Source organism: Candidatus Nitrosotalea sinensis (assembly GCF_900143675.1).
GTDB lineage: Archaea > Thermoproteota > Nitrososphaeria > Nitrososphaerales > Nitrosopumilaceae > Nitrosotalea > Nitrosotalea sinensis.
This window is the reverse complement of sequence record NZ_FRFC01000004.1, coordinates 151,585-167,319: the sequence shown is the minus strand read 5'-3', so window position 1 is coordinate 167,319 and position 15,735 is coordinate 151,585. Positions and strand designations below refer to the sequence as shown.

The 15,735-nt window shown below is 36.9% G+C and carries 18 protein-coding genes; 10 read left to right on the top strand and 8 right to left on the bottom strand.

The genetic code is table 11. From position 1 onward, the window contains the following. Positions 1 to 19: 19 nt before the first annotated feature. On the bottom strand, positions 20 to 271 hold the full coding sequence (locus tag NSIN_RS06840; RefSeq protein WP_101010431.1) for an Lrp/AsnC ligand binding domain-containing protein: 252 nt from the start codon (positions 269 to 271) through the stop codon (positions 20 to 22). A 116-nt stretch (positions 272 to 387) separates the two neighbouring features. Here NSIN_RS06840 and NSIN_RS06835 point away from each other — a divergent pair, with 116 nt between their 5' ends. Together NSIN_RS06835 and NSIN_RS06830 are read left to right on the top strand one after the other, a co-directional pair. Continuing rightward, on the top strand, positions 388 to 627 hold the full coding sequence (locus tag NSIN_RS06835) for a hypothetical protein (protein WP_101010429.1): 240 nt from the start codon (positions 388 to 390) through the stop codon (positions 625 to 627). Then, a complete protein-coding gene (locus tag NSIN_RS06830) occupies positions 624 to 845 on the top strand; it encodes a hypothetical protein (RefSeq protein ID WP_101010427.1) in 222 nt (73 codons plus the stop codon). Before NSIN_RS06835 ends, NSIN_RS06830 begins: the two co-directional genes overlap by 4 nt. 6 nt (positions 846 to 851) lie before the next feature. Here NSIN_RS06830 and NSIN_RS06825 read toward each other — a convergent pair whose 3' ends face one another. Together NSIN_RS06825 and NSIN_RS06820 are read right to left on the bottom strand one after the other, a co-directional pair. Beyond that, complete coding sequence (locus NSIN_RS06825) at positions 852 to 1,625, bottom strand: hypothetical protein (RefSeq protein ID WP_101010425.1); 774 nt, start codon at positions 1,623 to 1,625, stop codon at positions 852 to 854. A 54-nt stretch (positions 1,626 to 1,679) separates the two neighbouring features. Further along, positions 1,680 to 3,194: a DEAD/DEAH box helicase gene (locus tag NSIN_RS06820; RefSeq protein ID WP_101010423.1), complete on the bottom strand. Its 1,515-nt coding sequence runs from the start codon at positions 3,192 to 3,194 to the stop codon at positions 1,680 to 1,682. A 120-nt stretch (positions 3,195 to 3,314) separates the two neighbouring features. Between NSIN_RS06820 and NSIN_RS06815 the strand changes: the two genes are divergently transcribed. Together NSIN_RS06815 and NSIN_RS06810 are read left to right on the top strand one after the other, a co-directional pair. Further along, complete coding sequence (locus tag NSIN_RS06815; RefSeq protein WP_101010421.1) at positions 3,315 to 3,851, top strand: deoxycytidylate deaminase; 537 nt, start codon at positions 3,315 to 3,317, stop codon at positions 3,849 to 3,851. Between the two features lie 5 nt (positions 3,852 to 3,856). After that, positions 3,857 to 6,409 (top strand): DNA-directed DNA polymerase I, encoded by a 2,553-nt coding sequence (locus NSIN_RS06810; RefSeq protein ID WP_101010420.1) that lies wholly within the window; start codon positions 3,857 to 3,859, stop codon positions 6,407 to 6,409. A 382-nt stretch (positions 6,410 to 6,791) separates the two neighbouring features. Here the strand turns inward: NSIN_RS06810 and NSIN_RS06805 are convergent, their stop codons facing one another. After that, positions 6,792 to 7,169, bottom strand: coding sequence for a winged helix-turn-helix transcriptional regulator (locus NSIN_RS06805; RefSeq protein WP_101010605.1), 378 nt, complete (start codon positions 7,167 to 7,169; stop codon positions 6,792 to 6,794). A 64-nt stretch (positions 7,170 to 7,233) separates the two neighbouring features. Here NSIN_RS06805 and arsM point away from each other — a divergent pair, with 64 nt between their 5' ends. From arsM to NSIN_RS06775, 6 genes are read left to right on the top strand one after another with little or no spacing between them, the layout of a single operon-like run. After that, on the top strand, positions 7,234 to 7,989 hold the full coding sequence (arsM, locus tag NSIN_RS06800; protein ID WP_245871937.1) for an arsenite methyltransferase: 756 nt from the start codon (positions 7,234 to 7,236) through the stop codon (positions 7,987 to 7,989). Between the two features lie 4 nt (positions 7,990 to 7,993). Then, positions 7,994 to 8,422, top strand: a complete 429-nt coding sequence (locus NSIN_RS06795) for an arsenate reductase ArsC (protein ID WP_245871936.1) — start codon at positions 7,994 to 7,996, stop codon at positions 8,420 to 8,422. Next, positions 8,397 to 9,101 carry an MIP/aquaporin family protein gene (locus NSIN_RS06790; RefSeq protein ID WP_320410676.1) on the top strand — a complete coding sequence of 235 codons (705 nt, stop codon included), beginning with the start codon at positions 8,397 to 8,399 and terminating at the stop codon, positions 9,099 to 9,101. Before NSIN_RS06795 ends, NSIN_RS06790 begins: the two co-directional genes overlap by 26 nt. 52 nt (positions 9,102 to 9,153) lie before the next feature. Further along, positions 9,154 to 11,829 (top strand): S8 family serine peptidase, encoded by a 2,676-nt coding sequence (locus NSIN_RS06785; RefSeq protein WP_133124103.1) that lies wholly within the window; start codon positions 9,154 to 9,156, stop codon positions 11,827 to 11,829. 58 nt (positions 11,830 to 11,887) lie between these two features. After that, positions 11,888 to 12,760 (top strand): agmatinase, encoded by an 873-nt coding sequence (gene speB / locus NSIN_RS06780; protein WP_101010602.1) that lies wholly within the window; start codon positions 11,888 to 11,890, stop codon positions 12,758 to 12,760. A gap of 29 nt (positions 12,761 to 12,789) precedes the next feature. After that, positions 12,790 to 13,020, top strand: coding sequence for a tetratricopeptide repeat protein (locus tag NSIN_RS06775; protein ID WP_101010415.1), 231 nt, complete (start codon positions 12,790 to 12,792; stop codon positions 13,018 to 13,020). Positions 13,021 to 13,026: 6 nt separating this feature from the next. Here the strand turns inward: NSIN_RS06775 and NSIN_RS06770 are convergent, their stop codons facing one another. From NSIN_RS06770 to NSIN_RS06760, 4 genes are all read right to left on the bottom strand, one after another. Next, positions 13,027 to 14,877 (bottom strand): threonine--tRNA ligase, encoded by a 1,851-nt coding sequence (locus NSIN_RS06770; RefSeq protein ID WP_101010413.1) that lies wholly within the window; start codon positions 14,875 to 14,877, stop codon positions 13,027 to 13,029. Positions 14,878 to 14,970: 93 nt separating this feature from the next. Continuing rightward, positions 14,971 to 15,102, bottom strand: a complete 132-nt coding sequence (locus NSIN_RS09685) for a hypothetical protein (protein WP_281259596.1) — start codon at positions 15,100 to 15,102, stop codon at positions 14,971 to 14,973. A 48-nt stretch (positions 15,103 to 15,150) separates the two neighbouring features. Then, positions 15,151 to 15,396: a hypothetical protein gene (locus tag NSIN_RS06765; protein ID WP_101010411.1), complete on the bottom strand. Its 246-nt coding sequence runs from the start codon at positions 15,394 to 15,396 to the stop codon at positions 15,151 to 15,153. Positions 15,397 to 15,473: 77 nt separating this feature from the next. Then, positions 15,474 to 15,674, bottom strand: coding sequence for a hypothetical protein (locus NSIN_RS06760; RefSeq protein ID WP_101010409.1), 201 nt, complete (start codon positions 15,672 to 15,674; stop codon positions 15,474 to 15,476). Positions 15,675 to 15,735 lie beyond the last annotated feature (61 nt).

The following is a 15,735-nucleotide window of genomic DNA, read 5'->3' as shown; positions in this document are numbered from 1 at the left end:
AGGAAAAATATACTGGAGATTATTCGTTGTCTACTGTTCCGCCTTGACCGTAAAGGACGGGTATTGAAACGGTGCCTGTGACATGTGGAACACTTCGCAGTTTGCCTATGGTGGAATCAACCTTTGTTACATCACTTGATTGGACCTTTACAAATATGTCATACTTGCCCATTATTCCGTTTACTTCGACCACATTTGGAAGTTTTTTTATTTCTTGGATTACTTCCTTTTCATTTCCTGGTATGCATGTTGCAAGAACGTATGTAATCATACAAGCTAGGCAAAACTTGATGTTAAATAACTTTTTGATTATTGTGTTATCCTTACACTAATTTGTTACATTATTTGGACATAGCCAAGTATCAGGAGCAAATTACCGTATAGTGTATGAAATTCAAGGATGATTCTACTAGTGATTTGATAAAAATATCTGAAAATATTCATGATGAAATAACAAAAGATGTCTTGAATGTGTTTGGTGTTGACTTGGCATGTGAAGAACTTGTTCATCATGACAGGACCAAACCTGTTTGGACCCAGAAAATTCGAGATAACAAATCTCTAAAAAAAGAATTGGATTCTTTCTTGGAAATGGTCAGAAATAACTTGGTTACTTGCCTGAGATGATGTTGTTTGAAAAAGAACATCCTGACGCAATTTCAGAAAATTACTCACATGATTCTATATCTTATGATCTAGAATTTCTTTGGATATGTGAATCTCATCTGGATAAATTTCAAAAAGACAACTATCTTGCAAAAAAAGAGATTGAAAATTATAGGAATGAGATCTCTGATATGCGGGACAAGATACGTGAAATTGCATCTAGGGCAAACCTGTCCTAATATTTTTCAAAAACGTGTCTTGGTAATTCTTGAGAAAACTATTACAGATGATATTGATGCCAGTATTACAAGTCCTGCCAGGGGACCAAACTCTGGAATAACTATTGTTCCTGTAAATTCAATTTCTTTAGAGTTGGCAGGAATGGTACAATCAAGTATTCTCATAGTGTCTGTCTCACTCTGAGGACATAGTGTTTGTTTACCGTCTATTTTTACAATGATATTTCCTCCTGGTGTATCAATGACTTGTTTTGGAATTTGGTACTGTTGATATGTTGAACTTCCTGTAATGTCTGATGTATCCATAAATATGTTGATTGTCTTATCAACTGTGGATACTGAGACATCTCCATATTTTATTGGATTTGTACTGTTTGTTCTAATCTTTATTTCACTGTCATAGATTGGAATAGTAGTGAGAACTCCGGCATTTAAAACAAAGTGCAATTGGTTTGATGATGTTCCGTATTTTACATTCACTGTATACGTACCACCAAGAGAATCATCATTTATCACAAAATCGTGAACAAAGAGATTATTCAATAGTTTGACCTGTCCTACATCATAGACATTTCCCATTGGATTTCTTACTATGATGGTGACAGGATTGTTGTCAATTATTTGGGACACAGAACCGCTGATTGTAACCTTGTCTCCTGGTTGATAGGAATCTTTGTTTGTAGATACTGCAAGTCCTGAAGAGCTATCAGCATAGATTGGAACTAAGAGTGATGGTAAAATAATACAAAGTAACAGAAGGGCATTCCTTGCGGTTTTCATCAAAAGTTTGTGAGATTTTAATGATATTTAACTTGTGATTTGTATGTGGCTTGTCTAGAAAAATGAATCAAGGCCTGTCTTGTTCTTTATCTTTGGAGTCTCTTGTTGCTCTAGGAATCTGTTCATTTTTTCTCCCATGTTTTTTGCTGCAGTGACTTTGCGTTTTCCTATCCAGTAATAGGTTTCATCAGTGGTGTCTTTTGCAATTAAAACTACGAGTTTTCCGTAATCTTTTCTTCCAGTTCTACCCTTTCGCTGTATGTAACGAATAGAGCTTGGGACATTATCAAAAAAGACCACTAGGTTGACTTCAGATATGTCTAATCCTTCTTCTCCTACTCTTGTTGCAATTAGAACCTTGTATTGATCATCTCGGAATTTTTGTATTGTTTCTATCTGTTTTTTTTGCTTGAGTCCTGTCTCGCCAGCTTTTCCTATTAAAAACCCAGAAGGGATTCCCATCTCATTTAGTTTCTGATGTATTATATCTACAGAGTCCCTATAGCTTGTAAAAACAAGTGCCTTTCCAGATATTCCTTGTAAGACATCTCTTAGTTTGTCGATCTTGGAGTGTTCAATTCCTTTTTGCTGTGCCTGTTGTGCAAGTCTTACTGCCTTGCCAAAATTCAAGTCATTTTCAAACAAGTCTCTAATTCCGGCACCTTTCTTCTCTTGAGTTCTCTCACAGAATCGCAGAAAAGATGTCACTCCATGTGATTCAAAGACATTTAGTGCATGAATAAGACGTATTGCAGTAAAGAGTGGTTTGGCAGCACGACGATTTTGTCGTATTACAAAGTCTCTGACCCGTAGTAGCTCTGACATGGATCTGCCTCCTGAAAGATTCAGACCAAGTCGCTTAAGTTCCGTGTACCTAGAATCAATTGCAGCTTTGATCAATGATTGAATCTCTTTCATCTCCGGTGGAAGCTCTACTGTTATCCATTGTGTATCTGTCTGCTGTACATACGGGCTTACATCTGGACTTTCTTCTGTTCTCTGGGCAATACTTGCAATTTTTAATATCTTGACCATTTCCTCTGCTTTTTGTTTTTCACTTGGAAGGGTTGCAGTCATTCCAATTATTCGCACATCCATATCTGCAAAACGTTCTGCAATTCCTGAGTAAGCATAATCTCCAACTGTTCTATGTGCTTCATCAAAGATGACTAGAGAAAATTGTTCAGGGGATACAATCTGTCTATCTAGATCATTTTTTACAATCTCAGGTGTTGCACAGATTATGCTGTTTATCCAAAGTTTTTTTCTCTTGGCAAGTAGATCTTCTCCAGTGACAAGAGCAATATCGTCTATCAACAAGTTGTTTTTCAAAAATTCATAATGTTGATGTGCCAAGACTCTGGTGGGAGCCAAGAACAAGACTCCTCCTTTTCCACGTGATACAAACTCGGCAATCACATGTAATGCTACTGTGGTTTTTCCAAGTCCTGTTGGTAATACTATTAGGCAATTTTCTGCAATTGCTTGCTTGGCAAGATTATGTTGGTAATCTCTGTGCTCTATGGTTGACTTTTTGATGTACCTGTGTTCTACGAAATTATCGCTCAATTAATTTACAATTTACAACATCTTGGTAAAAAGCTTGTTTAGGATCAATAGCTATGCTGTACTCGATTGTGTTTTGACTAGATTTGTAATCTTATATTGGAGGGTTGGACCAGTTCCTATATGGACAAGGCATTTGACCGACCTACTTGGGATGAATACTTCATGCTCCAGGCAGAACTTGCAAAATTGCGTTCTAACTGTATCACAAGACAAGTTGGAGCAGTAATTGTTCGAAATAACAGGCAAATTGCTACCGGGTATAATGGAACACCTCCTGGAGTAAAAAACTGCTTTGAGGGCGGCTGCAAGAGATGCCAAATGAGAATGGAGGGAAAAATAGCATCAGGTGAAGGTCTTGATAGATGTCTGTGCAATCATGCTGAAGCAAATGCAATAATGCATTGTGCTATCTTGGGAGTTGGGTCTGGCACAAAGGACTCTACTCTATATACCACATTTATCACGTGCTTGGAATGTAGCAAGATGGCAATCACAATAGGGATAAAAAAAATAGTATGCCTTGGAAACTATCCTGAAACTGATTATGATTTGTTACGTCAAGCAGGGCTTGAAATTGTAATTCTTGACAAAAAGCGAATAAACCGCTGGATACAGGTTCTACTTGAAGAACCAAATTCCAACTTGACACCAAAGTGATGTGAATGTCAAACGCAGTAGAAGAAGTAACTACAACAATGCCTCCTGCACTTCTTGTGTCAGCAGCATATGATGGAATGAAAAAATCGGCAGTTCTCAAATTCTATGAGCCAAAATCACAAACATTGAAACTATGGATGGACAACACTGGACACAAGCCGTACTGTTATTCGAAATTAAATCCTGAAGAGTTGAAGTTCTTGTCCGATAGAACTGATGTACTAAAACTTGAGGGTGTCAAAAGACAAGATTTGCTAAAAGACCGTATTATTGACATGACAAAAATTGTTGTAACTGATCCTCTGGCAATTGGTGGAACTCAGACTGACAAGAGTATAAGAAACATTATGGATACTTGGGAGTCTGATATCAAGTATTATGAAAATTATCTGTATGACAATTCTCTGATAGTCGGCAGATACTATACCATCGAGGATGGAAAACTCAAAGAATTCTCATATCAGATACCTGATGAGGTACAGCTTGCACTAAAGGGACTATTATTTGACAAGGTTACAAATATTGGAATAATTGATACCAAAGAATTTCAAAATCATATCAGCGATTGGGCAAATCTACTCAACCAACCTGTTCCAAACATTCGTAGAATTACATTTGATATTGAGGTAGAGTCTGAGACAGGCAGGATTCCTGATCCAAAAGTTGCAGATAAGAAAATCACTGCAATAGGATTTTGTGGAAGTGATGATTTCAAGTCAGTCTTTGTTCTAAAAAGAGCCGGCAGGCAGATGGGTACAAGTGAATTACCTGCTGATGTAAAGGTAGTCTTCTACGAGGAAGACAAGGAAGTAGATATGATAAGAGATGCATTCAAGGTTTTAGAAAATTATCCATTTGTAATTACATTCAACGGGGATGAGTTTGATATGCCGTTTATGTATAACAGAGGCGAACGTCTTGGAATTCCTCTAAAAGATATTCCACTTATTATGATGAGGGATTCTGCCACTCTAAAAAAAGGCGTACATATTGATTTGTACAGAACTTTCTCAAATCGTTCATTTCAGATATATGCATTCTCGCACAAGTATTCTGACTTTTCATTAAACAGCATATGTGAGGGACTTATTGAAGAATCTAAAACTGAATATGATGGGGAATTGGAAGATCTATCATTTTACGAACTTGCAAACTATTGTTTTAATGACGCTAGGATCACGCAGAAACTGACAAGTTTCAACAATGATCTTCTAATGAATTTGCTTGTTGTAATTACAAGAATTGGTCGCATGCCAATTGATGATATCTCAAGAATGGGAGTGTCACAATGGATTCGTAGTCTGTTTTATTTTGAACATAGAAAACATAACTATTTGATTCCAAGGCGAGAAGAACTTGATCAAAAATCTGGCGCTGCATCAACTGAGGCAGTAATAAAAGACAAGAAATATCGAGGAGGGTTGGTTGTAGAGCCGACTGAAGGAATTCACTTTAACGTATCTGTAATGGATTTTGCAAGTCTATATCCCAGCATAATCAAAGTACGAAACCTCTCATACGAGACAGTACGTTGCATACATGACGAGTGCAAAAATAACTTAATTCCAGGTACTCCTCACTGGGTATGTGCCAAAAAAAATGGTCTTACTGCAATATTGATTGGCTCTCTACGGGACTTGAGAGTGAACTATTACAAAAGCCTCTCAAAAAACCCCAGTCTTTCTTCTGATCAAAAGCAGCTCTATACTGTAGTAAGCCAAGCGCTCAAGGTCATCTTGAATGCAAGCTATGGTGTAATGGGTGCTGAGATATTTCCATTATACTGTCTTCCAGTAGCAGAGGCAACAACTGCTGTTGGTAGATATACGATTGTGGAAACTATTGAAAAATGCAAATCTTTTGGAATTGATGTACTATATGGGGATACTGACTCTCTCTTCCTCAAGGCACCCTCAAGAGATCAAGTACAGAAAGTTGTCGAATGGGCAAAGACAGAATTTGGTGTTGACCTTGATCTTGACAAGGAATATCGTTATGTCGTATTTAGCACAAGAAAGAAAAATTATCTTGGTGTGCAAAAGGATGGCAAAGTAGATGTCAAGGGACTAACTGGAAAAAAATCACACACTCCGCCATTTATTAAAAATCTCTTTTATGAAATACTAGAGATATTATCAAAAGTACAAAATGAGCAAGAGTTTGTCCAGTCAAAAACAAAGATTGGCGATATGATCTCAAGTTATGCCAAGAAATTAAAATCAAAGCAAATTCCGCTCACCGATCTTGCATTTCATGTGATGATTAGTAAATCGCCGTCAGAATATGTCAAGACTATTCCTCAACATATCAGGGCTGCTAAATTGCTTGAACAGATAAGAGAGATAAAAAAAGGCGATATCATAGCATATGTCAAAATAATAAACAAACCTGGGGTCAAACCGGTGGAACTTGCAAGACCTGATGAAGTGGATACTTCAAAATATGTGGAATTTATGGAAAGCACATTTGATCAGATTCTGTCGTCCATGGACCTTGATTTTGCAAGCCTGATTGGAGAACCAAAACAGACGGGATTGGACCAGTTCTTCTGGAAATAGAACTCCTTGCCTAGAATGTTGATTATGACTGTATTTTTATGATCGCTTTTTTTGTTAATTCTGCCTTTTTTGCTATTAAAAATAAAAAATTGGTCAAATATTTACACATGTGTGTCAAGTCTGTGAGTGCTATAATTTATAAAGAAAGTTATAGAAATTACAACTATGCGAAGAGATTCATGTAGAAACTGTGGTGTTACTATGGAAGAATTCCAACGTTGCACCGTATGTAGCATGGTAAACCAGTTCGTGTGCTCACTGTGCAGGAAATCTAGCGACGAGCAGGTTCATGTCAAGTGTAATCAGATCGCAAAACAGGTATTATACAACTAGAGATGCGGCGCTTGCCCGTCTAGACATGTTGAAGAATGTTTTAAACTCTTTATTTTCTAGACCATTTTTTCATCCATTGTAGCAAGTCAATTATGGATTCTACAAGATCCTGCCCCTTACTAGTCAGCTTGTATTCGACTCTTGGCGGAATTTCATTATATGCTAGTCGCTCTAGAACTCCATTTTTTTCAAGCTCCTTTAGTCTTGTTGTAAGTGTCTTACTGCTTATTCCTTTCAAGGATTGTTTGAATTGTTTGTATCTTACAGGTTTGGTTGTACAGCATAAAGGAATCAGGATCTCAAGTGTACCTCTTTTTGTAATTATTTTTCTAAGCTTTGAAGTTTCTGACATTAAAGAAATAACGTCATAGCCTTCAAAATTACAATTTTCTTTTGCCATTGGAAGAGATTTTCTTTTAGTTTCCATTTTTACACTAACTGTAATAGTTTCTCCTTGACAACTTAAATGGTTTACTAGATAAACCATAATGATGGATATAATCAAGGACAAAGTAAAGGAAAGATATGGAAAGATCGCTTTAACTGGTAATTCTGATTGTTGCTGCATGCCTGGAGGTTGTACTACAGGTGATGCTCCGATTGATGCTGCCAAATTAATCGGATATTCTCAAGAAGATCTAAAGTCGATACCCGGAGAATCTGTATTGGGTGTTGGATGTGGTGCCCCAATAAAATTTGCTGATCTTAAGGAGGGCGAAATGGTAGTAGATTTAGGATCTGGTGCGGGAATTGATGTGTTTCTTTCTGCAAACAAGGTATCTCACTCTGGCAAGGTAATTGGCATAGACATGACTGGCGAAATGATTGAAAAAGCAAGACAAAATGCAGCCAATGGAAAATATACTAATGTTGAATTCAGAAAAGGAGATGTTGAAAATGGCATTCCAATTGATGACAATGTTGTTGATGTTGTAACAAGTAATTGTGTGATTAATCTTGTAACTGATAAGACAAATGCATTCAAGGAAGTTTACAGGATACTAAGAGATGGGGGTAGGATGGTTATTTCTGATCTAATAACAGATACGGAATTAAGTGGTGATCAGGTAAATCATGAGCAATGGTGTAGCTGTATAGATGGTGCACTTACACGGGAGCATTATATTGAATGCATCAAAAAGGCAGGGTTTCACAATATCAGTGTCCTAGATGAGAGAGTGTACATGGAGGGCGAAAGGGTCAATGGACGAAAAATTACAAGCCTGGTCATCAAGGCAATAAAGTGATACCATGAAATTCCTTGGAAAACAACAAAACTTGAAAAAGATTCTCTTTGTATGTGTTGAGAATGCAGGCAGAAGTCAGATGGCCGAAGGTTTTTTTAGAAAATATGCACCAAGGGGATGGGCTCCAATTAGCGCAGGGTCTAGGCCTACCCCACAAATCAATCCTCTTGCAGTTCAAGCCATGAAAGAAGTTGGGATAGATATCAGCAATCAAAAACCAAAAGAATTATCAGAAGAATTGATTCGTGATTCATGGTTGAACATAAGCATGGGATGTATTGACAAAACAGAATGTCCTGCCATCTTTGTTGGCAAGTTTGAAGACTGGGGTATTGAAGATCCAAAAGGCAAACCTCTAGAAAAAGTTCGAGAGATTAGAAACAAGATAGAAGAAAAGGTATTAGAACTTGTTACAAAAATTGAATCTAATTAACAGATTAACTTCCAACCAAAAGAGGTTTTTTGCAGAATTGCTAGGCACATTTGTGATTGTAGTATTTGCAACAGGCTCTGTTGTGTTAGATGTAAGATATGCTGGAAAGTTCGGATTGTGGTTTGTAGCTCTTGCTCCTGCAGTAGCAGTTGCTTTAATGGTGTATTTGTTTGCCAAGATATCCATGGCGCACTTTAATCCTGCAGTAACAGTTGGGTTTTTAATCACTAGGCATACTCCTAGACATCTTTTTCCATTATATCTTGGAGCTGAAATAATTGGGGCCATATTGGGAAGCTTGTTTGTAAAATATATCATAGGCGCAGATGCAAATCTTGGTGCTAATGCACCTGATTATCATTATCCAATACCTCTGATCATCGGAGTTGAAGTTTTGGCTACTGCATTGTTAATGTCTATGATTCTATTAGTTGTACACAAAAAGGGATTTCGAGGATTTGGAAGTATTATGATTGGCTGCATGGTAGGTCTTGACATTTTCTTTTTGGCATTTGTTTCCGGCGCATCGATGAATCCAGCAAGATCTCTGGCACCTGCGTTGGTATCAGGATATGTAAATGATCTATGGTTGTATTGGACAGCAACTTTTGTTGGGTCGAGCATAGCTGCAGTCAGTTATAGATTCCTTACTCATAATATTGGACATACTGGCAAATAAAATATCACATTTGTTTATATCTTATATTTTTCAAAATCAGATTTGATTTTTTATGGACTATTTATTAGATAGACGATGCGATATTCTGACCGTGCTTTATCGAAAGTTTGTAGGTCTTTTGTTTGCAGTATTGTTTCTTTTCCCAACTGTGTTGATGACAAGTCATGTATCTGCTTTATCTTCTAGTGATTCTACGACATATCAAACTTATCAGAATACATCATATGGATTTTCTATACAGTATCCCTCTGATTGGCATATTGTAGAACATGTAAGTTCCCAGTATGCTATAAAATCAGATCTTCTATATCCTGACAGTAATCTACAAATTAATGCAGGCATATTGCAAGGAAATAATCCGTACAATGGAAAATCATCCGCAGACATTTTAGGACAAATTAAAAATACGATGCAAGCTGGATGCACTAACGCAAATCTTCAAAATCGCGGATTTACATGTTCCAATTCTCAATTCTTTCCAAATGTGACTAACTATAGAGGGACAACAGCATATGGGGTTACAATGACTTGGGACAAGACATCTTCCAGTGGTCAATCTCTACCATGGATCTCCACTTGGATGTTGATACCGCATTCAAATGATGTGTGGGTACTAATCATCGAAGGCTCTCAGGCTGAATTGATTCAAAATTCACAAATTGTGTCAGCGATATCTGATTCTTTTGACATTGCAGATGTGAAACAGATGCCACCGGCAATCTCAAATGTTGCAAACACTTCGACTGCCCATATTCCAACCTGGATCAAAAATATTGCCAAATTGTGGTCAAACAGTTCTATTGGAGATAGTGATTTTGTAAATTCTATACAATATCTTATACAATCCGGAATAATCTCAATATCATCAACTCATGCAAACCCTAATTCGCAAAAGACAATTCCTTCCTGGGTGAAAAACAATGCCAAGTATTGGTCTGAGGGACAGATTGGAGATTCTGATTTTCTAAACGGAATTAAATACATGGTAGAAAACGGAATAATATCTGCACCAATATCATCACAACAGAATATGACGGGGATATTGAGTGGTGCTACCGCATTTCCAACAAATGGTACAGCCCCTCAAATGATAGAATATACTGACAAGGATGGGGTTACCTTGACTGTTCAAGCTATTCCTAATCAAGTTTTACTATATGTTTATGCCAATTCCAATGATGATGATATCTCTAGTCTTGTCGCAGATAATTCTGGAAAAATCTTGTCATCTATTCCTTTGACTGGCTATTATCTTGTTCAAGTCAATGATGTAAAAAATTTCATTTCAAGTGCATTGCAAAAATCGTTTGTAATAGATGCACATCCTAACTTTATCTTGTCTACTAATTTGTTCGGAGCAACATCTCCTACGATAATTAACTCTATATCAGATCCTGCTAAAAATCCAAACCCTAACGCACACGTAATTATGGCAATAATTGACGATTTTAGAGGAGGATGTAACGGATATGTAGCACTTCCTCATGGCTGTCAAGTGATAAATGAGATACAGTCAAAAAATTCAGATATTTCAATACTTGCACTACAGGTTCCACCCACGACTGTAAAAGATGAAAAAGGGAATGTACAAGAGGTCTTTACCAGTAATGACATAAACTGGAATATTATGAGAGCAGTAGCTACAGCACAAGAAAATAACCAAAAACTTGTCATCAATTTATCAATGTCTCAAGGCCTCAGGGATGCAAATGGACAGGTTGTTGATCAAGCAGATGAAAAATATTATAATTCAATTAACACACGTCTTGAATCTCTTGCAAATCTTGATTGGGTTCAAAAAAATAATGTATTGTTTTACCAATCTGCTGGAAACGATAACGTAGATTTATCAAATGCAGTGCAAAAACTAGAAACAAAATCAGATCAAAGTGCCTTGTACAAAAATATCTTTACTCTAGTTGGACAAACAGACCCTTCTACTAATCAACCTAAAAAATATACAAATGACAATACCTTGGGTTCTAATTATGGTACTGGGATAATTTATGATTCATCAACTGCATCATGCTGTCCCCTTGGTACATCATTTACAGCACCTAATTTAGCTGTAGGTGCTGCTGCAATTTGGGCAAATAATCCGAATTTGTCTCAATCTGATATACATAGTGCAATTGTAGACTCGGCAAAGCAAAATAGCAAAAATGGCAATCCAACTTTTGATCCTCAAAATGCTTACAATGTTGCAAACAAATGTCTTCCAGTCTGCGGACAAATTGATTATGGTACTGGATCAAATTGGAGTCTCAACCCTGCAAATATTGCAGTAAATGTAGCTCAAAATCAAAACTCTAGACCAGCTTTAACATCAGTTCTGACTTCACAGGTAAACGTCACCGGAAAGTGGGGTGGATATTTCACAATGCATGATACCACTTCAGATGGTTGCACTTTCAATGGACAATGGCAGGCAGACTTTGTTCAAACAGGTAATAATTTGAAAGGAGTGTTGAGTATTACTTCTGCAAGTTCTCCGGATTATCCGTCAAACGACTTTTGTACTTGGAATGCACCTGATTTTCCCTTTGCAGGTACAATAAGTGGTACACTATTCCAAGTAACAGGTCCTAATAGTTTTACAGCCCAAGGCTCATTTACAAGTGACTCTATCAGAATTACAAAATTCACTGAGTGTAGTGATGAAAGTTGTGCAACTGGAACAATGGGTGGAACGCCAATACAGATTCAAAAATTCTGGTCAAAGAATTAAGTGCTAAATCATAATCAATGAAATATTATTATATCACGATAAAATGAGCGATACACAAATGAGTTTTCTTGATCTATACATGAATAGAAACCCGTTGATTACTAGTCCAAGTGAAGACGGCGAAGTATCTGCAATAGTTTATGGAATTCCTTTTGATTCTACTCACTCTTTTAGACCTGGAACAAGATTTGGCCCTGACGCAGTAAGACAAGCCTTTAACAATATCGAAATATTCTCTACGAGATTCAATGTTGATCTAGAAAGTGTCAACATAGAAGACCTTGGAAATACCTACCATACCGTAGTTGCAACAGAGGTGCTTGACATGATTGGAAAGATTACAGGTGAGCTTGCAGCAAGAGACAGGCAAATGATAATCCTGGGCGGAGAACATTTGATAACATATGGCACATACATGGCATTTCCAAAAGAGACTGGCTACATTGTGTTTGATGCTCATTATGACTTGAGAGACTCCTACGCTGATATCAAACTAAGCCATGCTGCATATCTGCGAAGAATTGTTGAGAAGAGGGGGGCAGAAAATATTGTTCATGTAGGTGCAAGGTCATTTGTAAAAGAGGAACTTGCATTTAAAACAGAACACAAGATAAACACAGTAACAGACAAGGACATACGAGAAGGAAGAGGTCCAAAAATGGTAAAAGATTTCATGTCAACTTTTGATAAAATATACGTAAGCATAGACCTAGATGTGCTTGACCCAGCATTTGCGCCTGGTGTAGGAAATCCAGAGGCCATGGGCATAACATCGCGAGAATTATTTGATATGATATATGCATTAGAAGGTAACACCATTCGTTGCATGGATATTGTAGAATTATGCCCTCTTTATGATAACGGTGCAACAGCATCTATTGCTGCAAAACTCATGTCTGAAGTAATTGCGATGAATATCTCCCGTAAGTAACTTAAGGCAGAAACTCCATTATATCATTAATGAAGAAAGATATTGAATCACTTGTCCTAAAAATATCACAACTTATAGAAAACGGCGATTTTGATCAAGCACTTGTCGATACTGAGAAGGCACTTGTTGAAAATAAGAACAATCCAGACTTGTTAAACAAAAAAGGAGTTGTACTTCGTGCACTTGGCAGGTATGATGAAGCGTTAGAGTGTTTCAATAAATCATTGCAAATTGATCCAAGAGACTTGGACGCATCATAATTTTTGCTAGACCATGATTTGTGGTCTTTTTGACAAACTTCGGCCCATGTTTATTCTCATGAACGGCTTGCCTTTTGTTTCTTCTTTGATGCTTGCAATGAAATCATCTATTGAAAGATTTTGAGAATCTTTTGATTTTCTGTCTCGTATGGATAAGGTAGTAGAGTTTACTTCTTTTTCACCTATTACTATTATGTATCTTATCCATTCAGTCTCTGCATCTCTGATGCTTTTTCCTACACTTTCATTTCTATCATCAATGTCTGCTCGAATGTTGTTTTCGGTAAGCTTGTCTGCAAGTTTTTCACAATGGTCTAGAAATTCAGGTTTAACAGGAATTAATCGCACTTGAGTAGGGGCAAGCCACAGTGGAAATATTGGTTTTCGTCCTTCTCTTTGGTCCTTGGCGGCTTTTTCAAGTAAGGTGTACATGACTCTCTCAATTGCACCACTTGGGGAATTGTGCAAGATTATTGGATTTTGAGGCTTGTTTGCATCATCCATGAAATCAATTTTATATCTATGACCATTTTCTACGTCAATTTGATCAGTAGATAATGCGGAAGCTTTTCCAAGGTTGTCTACATAGTTAAACTCCCATTTAAGTACAAAGTAAAAGAATCTCTCTTTCCACATTTCGACAAGAACTGGTTTTCCAAGCTTTGATACCAATTCTTGAATCAGTGGTTTATTTTCATTGTAAAATTCTTCAGTAAATCTGATTGCCATTTCGTAATCATCGTTTTCAATGCCCAGGCCTTTTAGCACATCTCTTGATAAATCAAATCTTTTTCTAAATTCCTCTTTTGCTTGATTCATGTCCTTGCACATGGCATGGCAATCTGGCATGGTAAATGCACGCAATCTTCGAAGACCTACTAGTTCTCCTGATTGCTCTCGTCTGAAACTATACCTTGTAAGCTCATATAGTTTTAGGGGTAGGTTCTTGTAAGATAGCTGGAAATCTTTTGCCATGAGGAATTGTCCAAAACATGCAGCAAACCTCAAGAAAAGATGTTTTCCTTCTGAATCAATACTGTATTGTCTGGCAGGGAATCTATGGAAATAACTTTCCATACTTGGATGATGTGAGTCATACATAATTGGAGTCTCGACCTCGAATCCTCCGTATTCCATCACTTTGTCCGTAACATATCGCTCTATGAGTGACTTCATCAGTCTTCCATTTGGATAAAATCGCATATTTCCTGCATCTGATGCTGGTTCATAATCTGCAATTGCCAATTTTTTCATTAACTTTACATGAGGCGGCGGTTCGTCTACTGATCTTTTCTTTGCTGCTTCGTATTTTGCTAAAACTTCAAGGTTTTGATGTTTTGCAAAATTGAATTTTTCAATGTCATGAAGCTGTCCATCTGGTGTAAGTATATGCCAATAAGATTTGATCTTGGATTCTGCTTTTAGTGCATTTGATGATGATTCTTTTTCTTCTCCAGCTGTAATTGTTTTCGAGTTTTCAGCAAGAGGGTGTCCTTTTACTTGAATCTTGTATGATTTTGTCCATCCAAACGGTGCTCTGTGGACCTCAAGTCCAGTAGCATTTTTCTCCATTTCTTGTAATACCAACAATGCAGTTGTAGGAGAAGCAAGTTTTGAGCTTAGATGGGCATAAGGATACAACAATAATTTGGAGCAGCCTATTTTTTTCATGGATTCAGAAATCTCATTTATTGCTTTTTTTGCAACTTCGACATTATCTGATTCTTCTACTGCCACAAATGCAACCACAATTTCCTCCAGGCGTTTTGATTGAGGATCAAGGTCTTCTGCAGACCTAATTTCCTTTTTTACTGGAGTGTACTCGACATAGTCACAATGTAATTGCAGTATTCTCATGTTCTGCTTTTGTTCTGGTTGTTGAATTAAACTTTATGCCATAAAAATTGAATGTGAAGATATTGTAATTATAAAACTTTGAAAAACAGATGTTTACCGTCGCTTCATTTTTTCAAGTTTAGTTGTTATCCTGACTATTTTTTCAATTATTTCGTTGTTGCTACCTTTTCCAGATAGGAATTTTATCAGCCAATCTATCTCTTCATTGTTCAGTAGGTTTTCCATGCCTTTGTCTGTTTTTTGGTGTCAATAAGTATTTTCATCATCTAGTGATCATACGGCCTTTATGATCACATCATCTCGATTGTATAGTATTTTTTCATGCGTGATGGTAATTGTACAATTTTGCTTGAATTTCATTTCTTTTTTGTTCCCTACAGAATCTTTGAAAATTATGGTAGGCTCTTTGGTTGGATCTATGGAGTACTGTGTTCCCTGTTTGGTTTTTTTGATCTCTTGACATCCTTTCATGTCAATTAACAGAGAACAAGCAATGGAATTTGATTCTGAAATAGACATTTAGTAATTTTTGTGATTGGCAATTATAAAAATGGTTGCGTCACATGCATTAGGATGTAAATCATCGTCAAACACAATTAGGCGTCTTTGTTTTTACTTGATTTGTCTGAATCTTTTTCTTCGTCATCATATGAATACAGAGAGTCATCTCGTACATATGTTCCAGCATCTCTGAATTTGCTGGGTGTAGTTTCTTTTTTGCTGTACCATCGTCTAAAAATAATGGCAGCAGGGCCTCCAATTATGCTCAATAATAATGGGTAAATCCATCCATCCATTATGTGATCATCTTATGTTTTGATAGATGTAGAGTGAATAAAAATCAGCCTAATTTTCTCC

What these genes read in the sequence shown, in the direction of transcription:
- NSIN_RS06840 (WP_101010431.1), bottom strand. Translation starts at nt 271, where the DNA reads ATGATTACATACGTTCTTGCAACATGCATACCAGGAAATGAAAAGGAA.
- NSIN_RS06835 (WP_101010429.1), top strand. Translation starts at nt 388, where the DNA reads ATGAAATTCAAGGATGATTCTACTAGTGATTTGATAAAAATATCTGAA.
- NSIN_RS06830 (WP_101010427.1), top strand. Translation starts at nt 624, where the DNA reads ATGATGTTGTTTGAAAAAGAACATCCTGACGCAATTTCAGAAAATTAC.
- NSIN_RS06825 (WP_101010425.1), bottom strand. Translation starts at nt 1,625, where the DNA reads ATGAAAACCGCAAGGAATGCCCTTCTGTTACTTTGTATTATTTTACCA.
- NSIN_RS06815 (WP_101010421.1), top strand. Translation starts at nt 3,315, where the DNA reads ATGGACAAGGCATTTGACCGACCTACTTGGGATGAATACTTCATGCTC.
- NSIN_RS06810 (WP_101010420.1), top strand. Translation starts at nt 3,857, where the DNA reads ATGTCAAACGCAGTAGAAGAAGTAACTACAACAATGCCTCCTGCACTT.
- NSIN_RS06805 (WP_101010605.1), bottom strand. Translation starts at nt 7,169, where the DNA reads ATGGAAACTAAAAGAAAATCTCTTCCAATGGCAAAAGAAAATTGTAAT.
- arsM (WP_245871937.1), top strand. Translation starts at nt 7,234, where the DNA reads ATGGATATAATCAAGGACAAAGTAAAGGAAAGATATGGAAAGATCGCT.
- NSIN_RS06795 (WP_245871936.1), top strand. Translation starts at nt 7,994, where the DNA reads ATGAAATTCCTTGGAAAACAACAAAACTTGAAAAAGATTCTCTTTGTA.
- NSIN_RS06785 (WP_133124103.1), top strand. Translation starts at nt 9,154, where the DNA reads ATGGACTATTTATTAGATAGACGATGCGATATTCTGACCGTGCTTTAT.
- speB (WP_101010602.1), top strand. Translation starts at nt 11,888, where the DNA reads ATGAGTTTTCTTGATCTATACATGAATAGAAACCCGTTGATTACTAGT.
- NSIN_RS06775 (WP_101010415.1), top strand. Translation starts at nt 12,790, where the DNA reads ATGAAGAAAGATATTGAATCACTTGTCCTAAAAATATCACAACTTATA.
- NSIN_RS06770 (WP_101010413.1), bottom strand. Translation starts at nt 14,877, where the DNA reads ATGAGAATACTGCAATTACATTGTGACTATGTCGAGTACACTCCAGTA.
- NSIN_RS09685 (WP_281259596.1), bottom strand. Translation starts at nt 15,102, where the DNA reads ATGGAAAACCTACTGAACAATGAAGAGATAGATTGGCTGATAAAATTC.
- NSIN_RS06765 (WP_101010411.1), bottom strand. Translation starts at nt 15,396, where the DNA reads ATGTCTATTTCAGAATCAAATTCCATTGCTTGTTCTCTGTTAATTGAC.
- NSIN_RS06760 (WP_101010409.1), bottom strand. Translation starts at nt 15,674, where the DNA reads ATGGATGGATGGATTTACCCATTATTATTGAGCATAATTGGAGGCCCT.